We start from the raw sequence: 15,208 nt of genomic DNA, 5'->3' as shown, positions 1-15,208 counted from the left end.
CCGGGCGCGTCTCGACGCCTCACCCCACGGGCACAAGGTCGACATCCGCGTGGGGGCTGCCACCGAGACGTTGCGTGCCCTCGCGGAGGCGGGCGAGCAGTTCGACCTGGTCTTCATCGACGCCGACAAGACCGGATACGCCGACTACCTCGACCAGGTGCTCGACGGCGGCCTGCTGGCCGACGGCGGCGCCGTCCTCGTCGACAACACCCTGCTGCAGGGCGAGCCTTACGCGGCCACCACGCCCAGCGCGAACGGCGCCGCCATCGCCGACTTCAACGCCCACGTTGCCGGTGACGACCGGCTGGAGCAGGTACTCCTCCCGCTGCGCGACGGCCTCACGGTGATTCGCCGTGTCTGAGGCGAACACCTTCGGGGTGCGTGCGGTCGGGCGCAGCCTCGCCACCCAGGCGGTCCTGGCCCTGGCCCTGCCGGTCAACCTGGCCGTGACTCTGGTGGCGGGAGCCCGCACCGCGGCGCGCAGCGAGACACGGCATACCGCGGAGCACCCCCGCACGGTGCTGCTGACCGGCGGCAAGATGACGAAGGCGCTGCACCTGGCCCGCGCCTTCCACCGCGCCGGGCACCGTGTCGTCCTCGCCGAGTCCGGTCGCTACCGCTTCACCGGGCACCGGTTCTCACGGGCGGTCGACACGTTCCATGTCGTGCCCGCCCCGCAGGACCCGAGCTACGTGCCCGCGCTCGTCGATCTCGCCGAGCGCGAGGAGGCAGACGTGTTCGTGCCCCTCTCCAGCCCGGTGTCCAGCGCCTACGACAGCCGGGTCCGCGAGGCGCTCGCCGGGCGGTGCGACAGCGTCCACGTCGACCCCGCGACCCTGGCCGTCGTGGACGACAAGGGTGCGTTCGCCGCCGCCGCCGGCGAGCTGGGCCTGCCCGTCCCGGACACCCACCTCATCACCGACGCCGACCAGGTGCTCGACTTCGACTTCTCGCGCTCCCACCGCCCCTACGTGCTCAAGAGCATCGCCTACGACCCGGTGCACCGGCTCGACCTGACCCCGCTGCCCCGGCCGAGCCATGCGCAGACCCGGGCTTTCGTCTCCGCGCTGCCGATCAGCGCGGACAACCCGTGGATCCTGCAGGAGCTCATCACCGGTCGGGAGTACTGCACCCACGGCACCGTGCGCGACGGCGAGCTCACGGCGTACTGCTGTTGCGAGTCCTCGGCGTTCCAGGTCAACTACGCCGCCGTCGACAAGCCCGAGATCGAGCGGTGGGTGCGCACGTTCACCCGGTCACTGGGGGCCACCGGACAGATGTCCTTCGACTTCATCGAGAGCGCCGACGGCACCCCGTACGCGATCGAGTGCAACCCGCGCACCCACTCGGCCATCACCCTGTTCGACGACCCCGTCGCCTTGTCGCGCGCCTACCTCGACGACGACGCGCCGACTCTGACCCCGGCGGTCGGCTCCCGGGCCACCTACTGGCTCTACCACGAGCTGTGGCGCCTGGCCCGGGCCCCGTGGCAGGTGCGGGAGCGGTGGCGGGTGCTGCGCACGGGCCGGGACGCGATCCTCGACGTCCGCGACCCGCTGCCGTTCCTGCTGGTCCACCACCTGCAGATCCCCAGCCTGCTGCTGGGCAACCTGGTGCGCGGGCGCGACTGGCTACGCATCGACTTCAACATCGGCAAGCTCGTCGAGCCGGCGGGTGACTGAGAGATGGCGATCCGCGTGCTGCACCTGGTCGGGTCACCGACCAGCGAGTTCTACGCCGACCTCTCCCGGCTCTACGCCGCCGGGTGCTGGGAGGCGACCGCCGGTGACCACGAGCACGCCGCCTCGCTGGCCTACGTGAGCCCGGACGGGCGGTGGCGCTTCCCCGCCGACCTGCGGCCCAGCACGATCACCGCGGCGATGCCGATGAGCCTGCCCCGTGCCCTCGACCACATCTCCGCGCTCAAGCCCGAGGTCATGGTGCCGCAGATGTTCTGCCCGGCCGGGATGACGGCATACCGGAGCCTCTTCGACGTGCTGGAGGTGCCGTTCGTGGGCAACACCGCTGCCGTGATGGCCCTCGGCGCGGACAAGTCGACCAGTCGGGCCGTCGTCTCCGCAGCCGGGGTGGCCGTGCCCGAGGGCGAGCTCGTCGCGCCCGGCGAGCACCCCCGGCTGGACCCTCCGGTCGTGGTCAAGCCCGTCAATGCGGACAACTCGCACGGGGTGACACTCGTCCGCGACCGCGACGGGTACGCGGCCGCCCTCGAGAGCGCCTGGCACCACTCGAGGGCCGCGCTGGTGGAGCGGTACGTCGAGCTGGGCCGGGAGGTGCGCTGCGGAGTGCTGGACCGCGATGGCGAGCTCGTGACCCTGCCGCTGGAGGAGTATGCCGTCGACGCCGTGACCAAACCGGTCCGTGACGAGGCCGACAAGCTGACCAGGGACCCCGGTGGAGACCTGCGCCTGGTCGCCAAGGATGCCGAGCACGCGTGGATCGTGCCGGCCGACGATCCCGCGACCGAGGCGGTCGGCGCCGCCGCCCGCCGCTGCTTCCGTGCGCTCGGGTGTCGTGGCTACGGCCTCTTCGACTTCAGGATCGACCCGTCAGGGCGCCCATGGTTCCTCGAGGCGGGCCTGTACTGCTCCTTCGCCCCCTCCAGCGTCGTGACCGTCATGGCGGAGGCGGCAGGCATCCCGCTCGCCGACCTCTTCGCTGCCCAGGTGGAGGCGGCCCGCCGCCGCACCCCCCGCCCCCTCGTGGAAGGAACACCCCGATGAACATCGCACCGCTGGAGCCCGTCGGCGCCGTCGTGACCGACCTGTCTCTGACCGACATCACCGCATCGGCCGCCGCGTGTCTCGCCGGACACCTGGCCGAGCACGGCGTCCTCGTCTTCCCCGGCCAGCACGTGGACAACGACACCTTCGTCGGTTTCCTGCGACAGTTCGGGGACCTGACCTTCACGGTCGGCGAGACCCCGGTGGCAGGTCACCCGGACCTCAACCTCATCAGCAACGTCGGCCGGAGCACCCCGCCGAAGAGCACCTTCCACGTCGATACGAGCTACGTCGCTCAGCCGCCCGCCTACACCGCGCTGCGGGCGGTCACCATCCCGGAGCAGGGTGGCGCCACCCTGTTCACCAACCAGTACCGGGCCTACCAGACCCTGCCCGACGAGCTGCGCGACCGTCTCGACGGGCGGACGATCACCCATCGTGTGACCGGGCTCGACCTGGACGAGGACGCCGAGACCTCGGCCGACCATCCCGTCTTCCGCGAGCACCCACTGACCGGCCGCCGGTCGCTGTACCTGTCCACCCCGGCGCGCTGCGTCGCGATCAGTGGGCTCGACGACTCCACCGAGTCCCAGGTGGTGATGCGCATGCTCTTCGAGCATTCGACCAGCGAGGACAACACGCTGCGGCACACCTGGTCCGCCGGCGACATCGTGATGTGGGACAACGCGTGCGTGCTGCACAAGGCGGACCACAGTGGCGTGGTGGGCGACCGCGTCATGCACCGCGGAATGGTCGCCGCCTACCCGGAGGCCGGCTGAGCGACCACCCCGAGTCAGGTCGACGACGGCCCCGAGGGCGTCGTCCTCAGAGGCGCAGGCCGAGCTCCACGACCGCCTCGGCCACCGCACGGATCGGCGCGTTGCGATCCCGCGCGCGTTTGCGGAGTCGCTCGAAGGCCTGCTCCACCGACTCGCCGTGGACGTTCGCGACCATCCCCTTGGCCTGCTCGATCACCACGCGTGAGTGCAGCGCGAGGCGCAGCTGTTCGTTGAGCTGCTCCTGCTGCCTCAGCTCCGAGCCGTTGATCAGCAGCCCGGTGCACATGTCCGCCAGCACCTGCACCCCCTCCAGGTCCTCGGCGGACCACTCCCGCGGCTCGGAGGAGTACAGGTTGAGGGCACCCACGACGCGGTCCCCCAGCGACATCGGGATGCCTGCCACCGCCCGGACGCCCAGGTCGGCGGCGGCCGCCCGGTACTGCTCCCATCCGTCCGTCTTACCGGCCAGGTCGGCGACGGCCACGACCTCCCCGCTGTGGCAGGCCTGCACGCACGGGCCCTCCTGGGACTCTCCCTGCGCCATCTCGAGGAGAGCGAGACTGCTGGGGACAGCGGTTTCGAACACCAGACGGTCCTCGACCATCAACGACACCCCACTGCCGGCCAACCCGAACACCTCGGTGGTCCGCTCGGACAGCTCACGCACCGTCGCGTCCACGTCATAGGAGGTGAGCAGCAGACGAGCGAAGCCGGAGACCGTCCGCAGGAACAGCTGATGGTCGTACACGCGATCACATCCTGGCCGTCGGCGTCACCGCGCGGTGACTCACGAGCGCCAGGCAAGCCACCTCACCAACAGCAGCGACGCACGTGGGCATGAGAGGTTACACGCGCGGGCACCCGGGAGCAACGGAGCGGCCAGGCCGGGGCTCGTGGGGCCCGCGGTGGTGAAGATCGAGTAAAACTCTCAAAGTGGAAGCGCTTTACGTGTAGCGCCGCCGAGCCGGCGGGTCTACTGTCGCCCAGTACGCGGCCCCGGACCCTGGTCGCGGTGTGGGGGGATGCGTTGCTCCAGACCTTGGCAGCCGTCCTGAAGGAACCGGTGATGCATGGGAGGAGACACGCACATGACCCTGAGGATGCGCGCAGCCCCGCACACTGTCGGGCAGGTCAGACCGTGAGCGACACGAAGCATGAGGCATCGGTACCCATGCAGGACGCGAACGCTGCGCTCACAGGCATGAACATGGGCGAGGCGATGGGCACAGCCAGCCCACGACCTACCGTGCGGGAGCTCATCATCCAGCTCACCGAGCTCCAGGACGACCTGCGTATGCCCGACCAGGGGTGGGCGCAGCGCCGATCCCTCATCGACCGACAGGCCCTCGTGGTCAAGGAGCTGCGCTCCAGGCGGTTGTCGTCCGCACCGGCCGGGGATCGCTGGTCCCCTCCCGGTCAGGGCACGAGGTAGCGGCGAGAGGCGTCGTAGAGCGATCGCCAGGCCTCCGCGGGCACGAGGGCTCCGTGCTGGGCCACCTCACGTCGCCGCTCGGCGCGTTGCTGCGGGGTGACCCAGGCACCCTCGCCCTCAGCGAGCCAGGGAGACGGGCAGGGGGACGTGACCAGCAGACCGTCCCCGTCGGCCGCAGCGACGCCTGCGTCGGTCACCGCCGCGGCGGAGTCCGCAACATCTCCACGTGCCAGGCATCCGTCGGGGCGTGCGAGGTGCACCGGGCCCCATCGGCCCCCGTGGGCGCGGCGGGCCACCACGGTGGTCGCGTGCGCGCTCGCCGCCTCGCACAGCAGTGACTCCAGGCAGGTCTCGCCGCCGGTGACCCCGGGCACGAAGACGCCGTGCAGGCCGGCCTCGGCCATCGCGAGGTCGAGGGCCAGGGGGCCGTACCGGAGCATTGTGCCGGCCTGGGCGTGCAGCACGACCGGGTCGCCGCGCCCGGGTGGCTCGGTCGCCGGCACCTCCTCGCGCCTCCAGCGGGGTGCCCGCACGTCCTGAACGGCGAGGGAGATGCCGTCCTCACCCTGGATCTGCGCGTCCAGCACCATCCGCGCAGCCACCCACGCCTCCCCGTGGCTGGCGCCCCGTGCCGACAGCGCCCGGAAGGTGACCTCACGGATCTCGCGGAGGCTGACCCGGGTCACCGGCCCGTCCGGCTGCGTCGCCGAGCCGGACTGCTCGGTGGCGCGGGAGTCAGCGAGGGCCATCGTCCGCTCCGCCGGCACCCGGGAACACGCGGTCGAAGAGGTCGAGCCAGTTGCCACCGAGGATGCGCACCACATCGTCCTCGGGCAACCCGACCTCGAGCAGGCCCTCAGTGACGCGCGGCATGTCTGCCGGGCCCTGGAACCAACCCGGCCAGTCCGGCCAGGTCGGGGGGTGCGCGGTGTCGGGCGGACGCCACCGCCCGTCGCGCAGCCAGGCCACATAGTCCTGGCCCCAGTCTCGCGTGCAGTCCGAGCCGAGCGCCACGTGCTGCACCCCGAAGGTCTCGCACAGCTCGGCCACCATCCGGCAGAACCCGGTCAGGGTGGCCTGGGCTCCACCGACCACGTTCGGGTACAGGCAGCACCCGATCACTCCACCTCGCTCGACCAGCGCCTTGATGACGTCGTCGGGCTTGTTGCGAGGCGAGTCGACATACCAGGTGGGGTTGGAGTGTGTGATCGACACGGGCTGGGCGGAGGCGTCGATCGCGTCCAGGCTGGTGCGGTTGCCCACGTGGGACAGGTCGACCAACATGCCGACACGGTTCATCTCGGAGACGATCGTGCGCCCGTAGCGGGTCAGGCCGGAGTCCACCGGCTCGTAACAGGCCCCACCGAGCAGGTTCTGGATGTTGTAGGTCAGCTGGGAGATGCGCACGCCGAGCCGCGAGAAGACCTCGACCAGCCGGTAGTCATCGGCGAACGGGCTGGCGTTCTGAAAGCCCAGCAGCACCGCCACCCGCCCGTCCACCTTGGCCTGACGGATGTCGCCGGTGCTGGTGGCCAGCGTCATCAGGTCCGGGTTCTGCGCCTGCAGCTGGCACCAGTCGCCGATCGTCCGCAGCGTCTCCTCGGGACCCTCCCAGACTGCGCAGGTCGCGTTGACGCCGCTGATGCCCCCCGCGCGCAGCTCCTGCAGGATCTGCCGGCTCCAGTTGTTGATCTGCAGCCCGTCCACCACGACCGCGCGCTCGTGCACGGTGTTGCTCACGAGGCCGGCTCCGGGTCGGGGGCGGTGCAGAAGATCCAGTCGTCGTCGGCCGTGCCGTCGGTCAGGTCGCGCGTGCGGGGAGCTCCCGAGAACAGCGTCACCCGCAGCCAGTCGGTGGACTGCGGCACGAAGTTCTCCATCCCGTAGACGGCGAGCTGCAGGCGCTGCACGTTGAGCGGCAGGAAGGCCTGGGCCAGGGTGTTGGCGCGGACCTCGCCGTAGCGCAGGTGACCGATGCTCTGCACCCGGGAGACCGCACCGCGGTGCCACGGGTGGCGCAGCAGGAACCGGGCCAGCGACTCCTGCGGCGGCGCCTGCTCCAGGTCTGCCCGCAGCGCCCACACCGATCGGGCGATGTCGGTGCCGTGCTCGAGCTCGGCGCCGGGGTCGGCATCGCGGCGACCCCGGCGGGGCTCCTCGTTCTCGGCGGAGGAGAACCAGAAGTAGGCCTGCTGGCTCGGGTCGTCGAAGTCGAAGGCGTCGACCCAGCCGTAGTGCTCGTCGATGTCGCGGCGCAGCGAGGCACAGCTGCGCTGCGGCTGCAGAGCACTGGTCTCGTCGCGGGAGAGCGCCCACTCCAACGTGGAGTCGAGCTCGTCGGTCAGCTCGACGAGGATGGAGGCCACCACCCCGCGGCAGGCCGGGCCCAGCGCGGCCGCCTCGTCGTGCAACGCGTCCCACGGCCGGGTGGTCGTCACCCCGCGCACGGTGCCGTGCTCGGCGTACTCGGCCGCCAGGTCCCCGACCTGCGCCACCTCGACCGCGACGTCGGTGCACCGGGGAAAGGGGGTGAGGTCCATGTCGCCGCTTTCCACCAGGTAACGCTCGGCGCGGCGGAGCAGCTCGACCACCCGGGCGACCGAAGGGTCGTCGCGGCGGACGAGACGGGAGCGAACCACGGCCAGCGGCACCTCCCGGAGGTGAGCCCAGGCGTCCAGGATCTGCGGATGGTTGATGACGTAGGGCACCATCCCGAGGCCGGTCGCGTTGCCCAGCCCGAGGTAGCGGCGCCACTGCTCGTCCAGCTCCACGGCGTCCGGCGAGGCCATGCGTGCACAGTGCTCGACCAGGTCGCAGCTGAGCTCGCGCATCAGCCAGGCGGTGAGGAAGTGCGGGCGGTACGGCACCGAGAACGGGTGCTGGGGGCCGAAGCGCTCGAAGTCGGCGAGACCGAACTTGCCGTTGCTGTAGAAGGCCGTGCTGCGCATCACGTACGGCGAGGCACCGAACATGCGCGGGTCGGGCTGGCGACCGGCGGCCAGCGCGCCCACCACAGCGCCGAAGAAACGCGTGCTGCGGTTGCCCCGGGCCCAGATGATGGCGCCCTCGTCGGCGCGCCCACCCTCCTGGCGGGGGACGTTCTCACGCAGCGACTCGACCCGGTCAGCGCTCAGCTCGCCTTCGACCAGCGCCATCGTCACGTCCCACGATCCGGCGATCACCCGGTCCTCGCGCTCGGACTCCTGCAGCACCTGAGAGAACGCGATCACCCGCCACTGCTCGCCCTGCGCGTCGACGCGGTAGATCACCGTGCCCCGGCCCTGCTCGTCCACGTCGAACAGCTCGCGCTGCACGGCCCAGTCGAAGGCCACGGCATGGCGCACCAGGGAGCGGGCGAAGCTGTGCCGCGTGGCCCGGGCTCCGCCCATGTCGTCGGGGTCGAGCACGACATCGGCAGGACGCAGCCACCGCCACGCCTCGTCGGGGATGACGGAGAGGTCCTGCCGTGCCGCGTTGCTCACGAGCCCGGGTCCGCCGGCAGGGCGCGCAGGTAGGCGGTCTTGGTGACGGAGAAGAAGTCGGCCACGGCGTCGCTGCCCTGCTCCCGCGGCGCGGGGAACGAGCTGTCCGCCAGCCCACCGAACGGAGCGTGCACCTCGGAGCCGGTCGAGGGCGCGTTGACCTTGACCAGCCCGGCCGCGACGTGGTCCACGCAGCGCCGGATGCTGGCCTCGTCCCGGCTGAACACGGACGCGGTGAGGCCGAAGGGGGTGGCGTTGGCCAGGTCGATGGCGGCGTCGAGGTCGTCCACGCGCAGCACGGTCGTGACCGGGCCGAAGACCTCCTCGTTCGCGATGGTCAGACTCGCCTGTCCTTCCAGCACGGTGGGCGCCACGTAGTAGCCGCCGTCGTCGGGAGCGTCAGCCTGGGCGAGGATCGTGGCCCCTTCACCGACGGCCTGCTCGATGGAGCCTGCCACCTCATCGCGGGCGCGGCGCGAGACCAGCGGCCCCACCTGGGCGCCGTCCTCGTCGCCGGGCCCCACGCGCAGGGCCTGCACCGCCGCCGTGAGCTCGGGCACGAGCCGGTCGTAGGCCGAGCCGACGGCGATGACCCGACGGGTGGCGGTGCACTTCTGGCCGGTGCTGTTCATCGCAGCCGCGGTGATGAACGCGGCCGCACCGGCCATGTCGGCGTCGGGCAGCACGATGGCCGGGTTGTGCCCGCCGAGCTCCATCTGCAGGCGGCCACCACGCGGGATGACGATGTCGCGGATCATGTGCCCCACCGGCACCGAGCCGGTGAAGGTGACCGCGTCGATCCTCGGGTCCGCGACCAGCTCGGAGCCCAGGCTGCCGGGGCCGATGACCAGGTTGACCACGCCCGCGGGCACGCCGGCCTCGGCGAGGACCTCCGCCAGTGCGACCGCCACCGCGGGAGTGTCGCTCGCCGGCTTCCACACCACCGTGTTGCCCCACATCAGGGCGGGCGCCATCTTCCAGCACGGGATCTGCAGCGGGAAGTTCCACGGCGTGACGACTCCGACGGTGCCCACCGGCCGGCGTACCGTGCGGACGAGCTCGTCCGGGCTGGCGGACGGGTAGGTCGTCCCGGTCGGACGACGGGCGGCACCAGCGTGGTAGTACAGGGTCTCCACGCTGGCGCCGACCTCACCCCGCGCATCCGCCAGCGTCTTGCCCTCCTCACGGGTCATCAACGCGGCGACCTCCTCGGCACGCCGCTCGAGGATCTGGGCCGCGTTGCGCAGGATCTTGCCGCGGGCCAGCACGCCGACCTCGTCCCACCCTCGCGCTGCGCCCACCGCGGAGGTGATCGCCGCGTCGAGGAGCTCGCTGTCCGCGATCTCGTACTGGGCCACGACATCCTCCGGCGCGGCCGGGTTGGTCGACTCGGCCCGCTTCCCCGAGCCGGGTCGCCAGTCACCACCGATGTAGTGGGACAGGGTCGCGGTCGATGCAGTGGTCACTCAGGCTCCTCGAGAAGTGCGGTGTGTGCAGGGAAGGCGCGGGAGCGGCTAGCGGCCTTGCTCCTTGGCCAGGGTGCGCAGGTACAGCGGCGCGGCCACCACGGAGGGCATCATGATGAAGCCCACCGGCACCGCGGTGATGACGATGAACGACTGCAGGGCGGAGATGCCCCCGTCACCGATCGAGATCAGGGTCGCGGCGGCCACGCCCATCACGATGGCCCACACCGCTCGCAGCATCGTCGTCGGGGTCTCGTTGCTGGTGCAGGCCTGGGAGATGGCGTACGACATCGAGTCGGTGGTCGTGGCCACGAAGGTGATGGTCAGCACCAGGAACAGCGCGCCCAGCAGGCCGGCCAGAGGCAGGTTCTGCGAGATCGCCATCATGGCCGCGGGGAGGCCGGCCTCGCCCAGCGGCTCGGAGATCGAGCCCTGGCTCTCCTGCTCCAGCCGGATGCCGGTGCCGCCCAGCATGGTGAACCACATGGTGGTGGCGATCGGCGGGATGACCGCGGTGGAGATGAGCAGGTCACGGGCAGTACGGCCGCGGGAGATGCGCGCGATGAAGATCGACATCAGCGGCCCGTAGCCGAGGAACCAGCCGAAGAAGAAGACGGTCCATCCGTTCACCCAGGCCTCGTCGCCCTGGTAGAGGCTCATCTGGAAGAAGTTCGTGACGTAGACGCCGATGCCTCCCAGCCAGGTCTGGGCGGCGAAGACGACCGACCCCAGAACGACGGTGATGAGGGCCAGGGCGAGGGCGAGCCAGACGTTCAGCTGGCTGAGGATCTGGATGCCCTTGTCGATGCCGCTGACCACGGAGATCACCGCGATGGTCGTCAGCGTGCCGATGATGGCCAGCTGCACCCCGTAGTTGTCCGGCACCCCGAACAGCGTGGAGAGCCCGTAGGACACCTGCAGGCCCAGGAAGCCGATGGGCCCGACCGTGCCCGCGACGACCGCGATGATGCACGCGATGTCGGCGACCTTGCCGATCCAGCTGTCCTTTACCCGCTCGCCGAGCACCGGGTAGAGCAGGGTGCGGGGTCGCAGCGGCATGCCGCGCTCCATCCCGTAGAGCATGACGATGGTGCCCAGGGAGCCCAGGATGGCCCACGCCAGGAAGCCCCAGTGCACGAAGCTCTGAGCCATCGCGATGCTGGCAGCGTCCGCGGAGGAGTCGGCCAGCAGCGGCGGGGTGGTCAGGAAGTGGTACATCGGCTCGGCGGCGGCCCAGAACACCCCGCCCCCGGCGAGCAACGTGCACATGATCATGGCGATCCACTTGAACCGGCCGTACTCCGGGGTGTCCCTGGCTCCGAGCCTCGCGCTGGACCAGGGCAGAAAGATGCAGACCAGGGCCACGAGGAAGGTCACCAGCAGTAGCACCTGCCAGATGAAGCCGAAGGTGTTGGCGCTGAAGGTGAACCCGGTGGCCACCCAGTCGCTGACGCGGGACGGCACGATCAGGGCGGCGGCGACGAACACCACGAGGATGCCCACGCTCGTGATCGCGACCACCTTGTCGATCGCCGGCTCAGCGGGCTGCGTCTCGGACTTGCGCTGCGTCGTGGTGCTCATGGTCAACCGCCTCGCTCTCCCGCCGACCTCCAGGGGTGGGTGGTCGGTCCTACCTCGACGATCCTCCGTCTTGCGATGCCCGTCCAATGCCAGCCTGGGCTTGAGCGATGCTCAACAGGCATCGCAGCACTACACTGGGCCCATGGAGCTGCGGCAGATGCGGTACGCCGTGGCCGTCGCCGACGAAGGGCACTTCGGACGGGCCGCGAGCCGGCTGTTGATGACCCAGCCGTCACTGTCGCGGCAGGTGCGCGCGCTGGAGCGCGAGATCGGTCACGACCTGTTCCTGCGGACCCGCCGAGGGGCCGAGCTGACCACCGCTGGAGCAGAGTTCGTCACGCGTGCCCGGCGCACGCTGCACGAGGTGGACGCCGTGGTGCGCCGCACACAGGAGGTGGGCTTGGGCGCGTCGGGCCACGTCTGTCTGGGTTTCGTGGCGACGGCGGCCATCGACCTGCTGCCCCGAGCGCTGGCCAACCTGCGCGTGGAGCACCCGGGCACCGTGGTCACCTTGCAGGAGCTGACCACCGAGGAACAGGTGACCGGCCTCGTGGACGGTGACCTCGACGTGGGGCTGGGCCGAGACGTCCGCCCGCACCCCGACCTGAGCCGGCTCGTGCTCGGCGACGAACGCGTCGTGGTCGCCCTGCCGGCGAGGCACCCGCTGGCCCGCCGCGAGCAGCTCAGCCTGGCTGACCTGTCGGGCTGGGCGGCCGTCAAGCTGCCGCGCGAGCGAGCACGGGTGATCGACGATCTGCTGCTGCGGGTGCCGGGCGCGCGCGACCCGCGGCCACCCGGAGCGCCCGGGGCCGCCGTCCAGGAGGCGAACCAGTACATGACCCTCCTGGCCCTGGTGGCCGCGGACATGGGTGTGGCGCTGGTGCCAGAGTCGGTGCAGCCGCTGCAGCGTTCCGGGGTCACCTACGTCCCGCTCTCGGAGCCGGAGGCCACGACCTCACTCATGGTCACCACCGTGGGTACGGCCCCACCGCCGGCGGCGCAGCAGCTGCGCGACAGCCTCGCCCGCGCCTACGCCGAGCTGCGGTAGGAGAGCCGTAGCCCGCTGTGAACGACACGCGCGCCCCAGAGCCGCCGGGCGCCCGGTGGCCACCAGCATCACCCACACACCGACGCTCATGGCGAGGTAGGTGGAGGTCGTCAGGGGGTCAGCGCGACCTTGCCGCGGGCGTGGCCACTGGCCACGTGGTCGATGGCCTTGGCTGCCTCGTCCAGCTCGAACGTTCGCTCGAGCAACGGCCGTATCTGTCCTCGGTCGACCAGGTCCCCCAGCTCGGCCAGGTCGGCGCCGCTTTCCTTGCTCATCAGCGCCGTGAGCCGCTGGCTCACGACGGGCGACATCGCGAGCGCGGCAAGCTGCCGCTGAGTGCCGCCCAGCCAGCGGTCGCCTCCTTCGCCGCCGACGATCACCAGAGTGCCGCGGTCGGTCAGCACGCGACGGAGCCGACGGATCGGGCGCAGCCCGGCGATGTCGAGCACGACGTCGTAGCGGGTGCCGTCGTCCAGGTCCTGGGTCGCGTAGTCGATGGCGCGCACAGCGCCCAGCGAGCGCACCAGGTCTGCCTTCGCGGCGCTGGCCACACCGGTGACCCGTGCGCCGTAGGCGGTCGCCACCTGGACGGCATACGAGCCGACTCCCCCGGAGGCACCGATGACCAGCACCTCGTCGCCGGCCCGCACCCGCCCGGCGTCCCGCACGGCTTGCAGCGCGGTGAGCCCGGAGACGGGAAGGACCGCGGCCTCGGCGAAGGAGAGCCCTTCCGGCTTGCGGGCGATGCGCTGCTCGGGGACGACCGCCAGGTCGGCGAAGGAGCCGTCCGCGGTGCCCATGACCTCCTCACCCACCGTGACCGCCGTGACCTGCTCCCCCACCTGCGTCACCACACCCGCCACGTCGCGGCCTGGCACGGAGTACTTCGGGCGACGCAGACCGAAGGCGAGCCTGACCGCATACGGTCGCCCGGTCATGAGATGCCACGTGCCTCGGTCCACGCCGGCGGCGTGGACTCGGACGACCACGTCACGGGGGCCGGGAACGGGCTCTGGTGTGTCGCCCATCGAGAGCTGCTCGCTCCCGCCGTACTGCTGCTGAACCACTGCACGCATGGCTACTCCTATTTCTTACGCCGTAAGTAATAATAGAACAGAGAAACATACGCTGTATGGTTTGTCAACGTCGCGACAGCCCCAGAGAAGGTAGGACAGGCACATGGTCGGTAGGCCACGCTCGAGAGCCGAGCGGTTGAACCTCGACGCGGTGCTGGCGGCCGCGGTGGAGCTCGCCGACAGCGAAGGTCTCGACGCCCTCTCGATGCGCGCCGTGGCTCGGCGGCTGGGCGTCGAAGCGATGTCGCTCTACCACCACGTCGCCAACAAGGAGGCACTGCTGGACGGCATGGTCGACACGGTCTTTACCGAGTTCCACGCCCCGGAGCCAGGAGGCGACTGGCGCTCTGAGACGCGCGCTCGCTCCGTGACCGCCCGAGCAGCGCTCAAGCGCCACCCGTGGGCCGTAGGGCTGATGGACTCCCGCCGCAACGCCGGGTACCGGACGCTGGTGCACCACAACGCGGTCATCGGCTGCCTGCGCGAAGCGGGCTTCTCGCTGGCGCTCACCGGCCACGCCTTTGCCGTGCTTGACGCCCACCTGTACGGCTTCTTGATCCAGGAGCTGGCCCTGCCCTTCGAGCCAGGGCAGGACCTTGCCGAGCTCGGCGAGCACGTGGTGGCCGCGCTCCCGGAGGGCGAGCTGCCCTACTTCCGCGAGTTCACGCTCGAGCACGCGCTCCAGCCGGGCTATGACTTCGGAGACGAGTTCGAGGTCGGGCTCGACCTGGTGCTCGACGGCCTGGCCGAGCGTCGCGCGGTCGAGCAGAGCGCGTCAGGTGGATAAGCCGCGCCGCGGGCGTCGGTGGGTGGTTCAGGCCCCACCGTCTCGGGCACCACAGGCCTGGTCGTCCCGCGTTTCCAGGGCCTCGGCGCGGGACCGGACGTCGGCGTCACTGCAGAAGCCGGTGTGGCTGCGTTTCAGACACAGCAGCCCGAGCAGCTGGCCTTCCTGGTCGACCACGGCACGGCGCCGCTCGCCACGCGAGCTCAGCTGGAGCCGTGCCTGCTCCGCTGAGGTGCCCGGGGGGATGGTCCGCCCCCGCATCACGGCGTAGTCCAGAGCTCTCGATGCGCCGTCGGCCGAGGGCGGCAGGTCAGCACGCACCAGGGTGCCCAGCAACCGGCCAGCCCGGGTGATCAGCAACATGTGGATGTGGTCGTCCTCGTCCAAGGCTTGGCGTGCCTGCGTCACCGTGGTGGATGGGCTGAGCGTCTTGGGCAACCGCACGACGACATCCACGACCGTCTGCCGGGTGTCGTCGTTCGCCTCCACTCCCGAAGCGTAAGTCGCGCCGGTGAACGCCGTCGAGGAGCCCCGCAGGGGCGAGCGCGCGGTGACGTGCCCTGCTGCCGGAGGTGGGTTGACAGCAGTGCACCGAGAGGTAGGTGGCGGGTGCAGTGCGCGGAGACGAACCCGCGCAGAGCGAGATGAGCAAGACGTTGGGGTGCTGGTTGAACCTGTGCCGGAGTCGAGCGGCTCGTTCGTTCACGTCGGCTTGCGTGCGGTGATGACCGTGGCGGGGGTGCCGGCGACGTGGCGGTACGTCGAGGCGGTGTCGTGGAGGCCGACGCTGGCGAATCGGGCCAGCAGGGCGTCGAC

At 70.8% G+C, this 15,208-nt stretch carries 15 protein-coding genes; 7 read left to right on the top strand and 8 right to left on the bottom strand.

Annotation, left to right across the window (positions count from 1 at the left end; translation table 11 throughout):
• The 4 genes from VJ976_RS01705 to VJ976_RS01690 all read left to right on the top strand — a co-directional run.
• Nucleotides 1-361, top strand: a 361-nt coding sequence (locus tag VJ976_RS01705) for an O-methyltransferase (RefSeq protein ID WP_414693553.1), incomplete at its 5' end; no start/stop codon positions are given.
• Nucleotides 354-1,682: a hypothetical protein gene (locus tag VJ976_RS01700; RefSeq protein ID WP_324098287.1), complete on the top strand. Its 1,329-nt coding sequence runs from the start codon at nucleotides 354-356 to the stop codon at nucleotides 1,680-1,682. The genes VJ976_RS01705 and VJ976_RS01700, both read left to right, overlap by 8 nt.
• A gap of 3 nt (nucleotides 1,683-1,685) precedes the next feature.
• Complete coding sequence (locus VJ976_RS01695; RefSeq protein WP_324098286.1) at nucleotides 1,686-2,741, top strand: hypothetical protein; 1,056 nt, start codon at nucleotides 1,686-1,688, stop codon at nucleotides 2,739-2,741.
• Entirely contained in the window at nucleotides 2,738-3,520 is a 783-nt protein-coding gene (locus VJ976_RS01690) for a TauD/TfdA family dioxygenase (protein ID WP_324098284.1), read from the top strand. The genes VJ976_RS01695 and VJ976_RS01690 overlap by 4 nt, the downstream gene beginning before the upstream one ends.
• Nucleotides 3,521-3,566: 46 nt before the next feature.
• Here the strand turns inward: VJ976_RS01690 and VJ976_RS01685 are convergent, their stop codons facing one another.
• Nucleotides 3,567-4,268, bottom strand: coding sequence for a GAF and ANTAR domain-containing protein (locus VJ976_RS01685; protein ID WP_324098282.1), 702 nt, complete (start codon nucleotides 4,266-4,268; stop codon nucleotides 3,567-3,569).
• Nucleotides 4,269-4,658: 390 nt separating this feature from the next.
• Here VJ976_RS01685 and VJ976_RS01680 point away from each other — a divergent pair, with 390 nt between their 5' ends.
• Nucleotides 4,659-4,952 (top strand): hypothetical protein, encoded by a 294-nt coding sequence (locus VJ976_RS01680; protein WP_324098280.1) that lies wholly within the window; start codon nucleotides 4,659-4,661, stop codon nucleotides 4,950-4,952.
• Here VJ976_RS01680 and VJ976_RS01675 read toward each other — a convergent pair.
• From VJ976_RS01675 to VJ976_RS01655, 5 genes are read right to left on the bottom strand one after another with little or no spacing between them, the layout of a single operon-like run.
• Entirely contained in the window at nucleotides 4,937-5,701 is a 765-nt protein-coding gene (locus VJ976_RS01675; RefSeq protein WP_324098278.1) for a hypothetical protein, read from the bottom strand. The two genes, VJ976_RS01680 and VJ976_RS01675, sit on opposite strands and share 16 nt — an antisense overlap.
• Nucleotides 5,688-6,692 (bottom strand): membrane dipeptidase, encoded by a 1,005-nt coding sequence (locus tag VJ976_RS01670; RefSeq protein WP_324098276.1) that lies wholly within the window; start codon nucleotides 6,690-6,692, stop codon nucleotides 5,688-5,690. Before VJ976_RS01670 ends, VJ976_RS01675 begins: the two co-directional genes overlap by 14 nt.
• A complete protein-coding gene (locus VJ976_RS01665) occupies nucleotides 6,689-8,434 on the bottom strand; it encodes a hypothetical protein (RefSeq protein WP_324098275.1) in 1,746 nt (581 codons plus the stop codon). Before VJ976_RS01665 ends, VJ976_RS01670 begins: the two co-directional genes overlap by 4 nt.
• Entirely contained in the window at nucleotides 8,431-9,900 is a 1,470-nt protein-coding gene (locus tag VJ976_RS01660) for an aldehyde dehydrogenase family protein (RefSeq protein ID WP_324098273.1), read from the bottom strand. The genes VJ976_RS01665 and VJ976_RS01660 overlap by 4 nt, the downstream gene beginning before the upstream one ends.
• Nucleotides 9,901-9,948: 48 nt before the next feature.
• On the bottom strand, nucleotides 9,949-11,481 hold the full coding sequence (locus VJ976_RS01655; protein ID WP_324098272.1) for a BCCT family transporter: 1,533 nt from the start codon (nucleotides 11,479-11,481) through the stop codon (nucleotides 9,949-9,951).
• Between the two features lie 142 nt (nucleotides 11,482-11,623).
• Between VJ976_RS01655 and VJ976_RS01650 the strand changes: the two genes are divergently transcribed.
• Nucleotides 11,624-12,529 carry a LysR family transcriptional regulator gene (locus tag VJ976_RS01650; protein WP_324098270.1) on the top strand — a complete coding sequence of 302 codons (906 nt, stop codon included), beginning with the start codon at nucleotides 11,624-11,626 and terminating at the stop codon, nucleotides 12,527-12,529.
• A 110-nt stretch (nucleotides 12,530-12,639) separates the two neighbouring features.
• Here VJ976_RS01650 and VJ976_RS01645 read toward each other — a convergent pair whose 3' ends face one another.
• The gene (locus tag VJ976_RS01645; RefSeq protein ID WP_324098268.1) at nucleotides 12,640-13,605 is read right to left on the bottom strand and encodes an NAD(P)-dependent alcohol dehydrogenase; all 966 of its coding nucleotides are present in this window, start codon (nucleotides 13,603-13,605) and stop codon (nucleotides 12,640-12,642) included.
• Between the two features lie 103 nt (nucleotides 13,606-13,708).
• On the opposite strand from VJ976_RS01645, the gene VJ976_RS01640 reads away from it, so the two are divergent.
• The gene (locus VJ976_RS01640; protein WP_324098266.1) at nucleotides 13,709-14,392 is read left to right on the top strand and encodes a TetR/AcrR family transcriptional regulator C-terminal domain-containing protein; all 684 of its coding nucleotides are present in this window, start codon (nucleotides 13,709-13,711) and stop codon (nucleotides 14,390-14,392) included.
• A 27-nt stretch (nucleotides 14,393-14,419) separates the two neighbouring features.
• On the opposite strand, the gene VJ976_RS01635 is transcribed toward VJ976_RS01640, so the two are convergent.
• Nucleotides 14,420-14,881 (bottom strand): CBS domain-containing protein, encoded by a 462-nt coding sequence (locus VJ976_RS01635; protein ID WP_324098265.1) that lies wholly within the window; start codon nucleotides 14,879-14,881, stop codon nucleotides 14,420-14,422.
• Nucleotides 14,882-15,208: the final 327 nt, after the last annotated feature.

It is taken from the genome of Ornithinimicrobium sp., assembly GCF_035267225.1.
In the GTDB taxonomy this organism is placed as follows: Bacteria; Actinomycetota; Actinomycetes; order Actinomycetales; family Dermatophilaceae; genus Ornithinicoccus.
The sequence above is the reverse complement of the archived record's forward strand: the minus strand, read 5'-3'. Positions and strand labels throughout refer to the sequence as shown.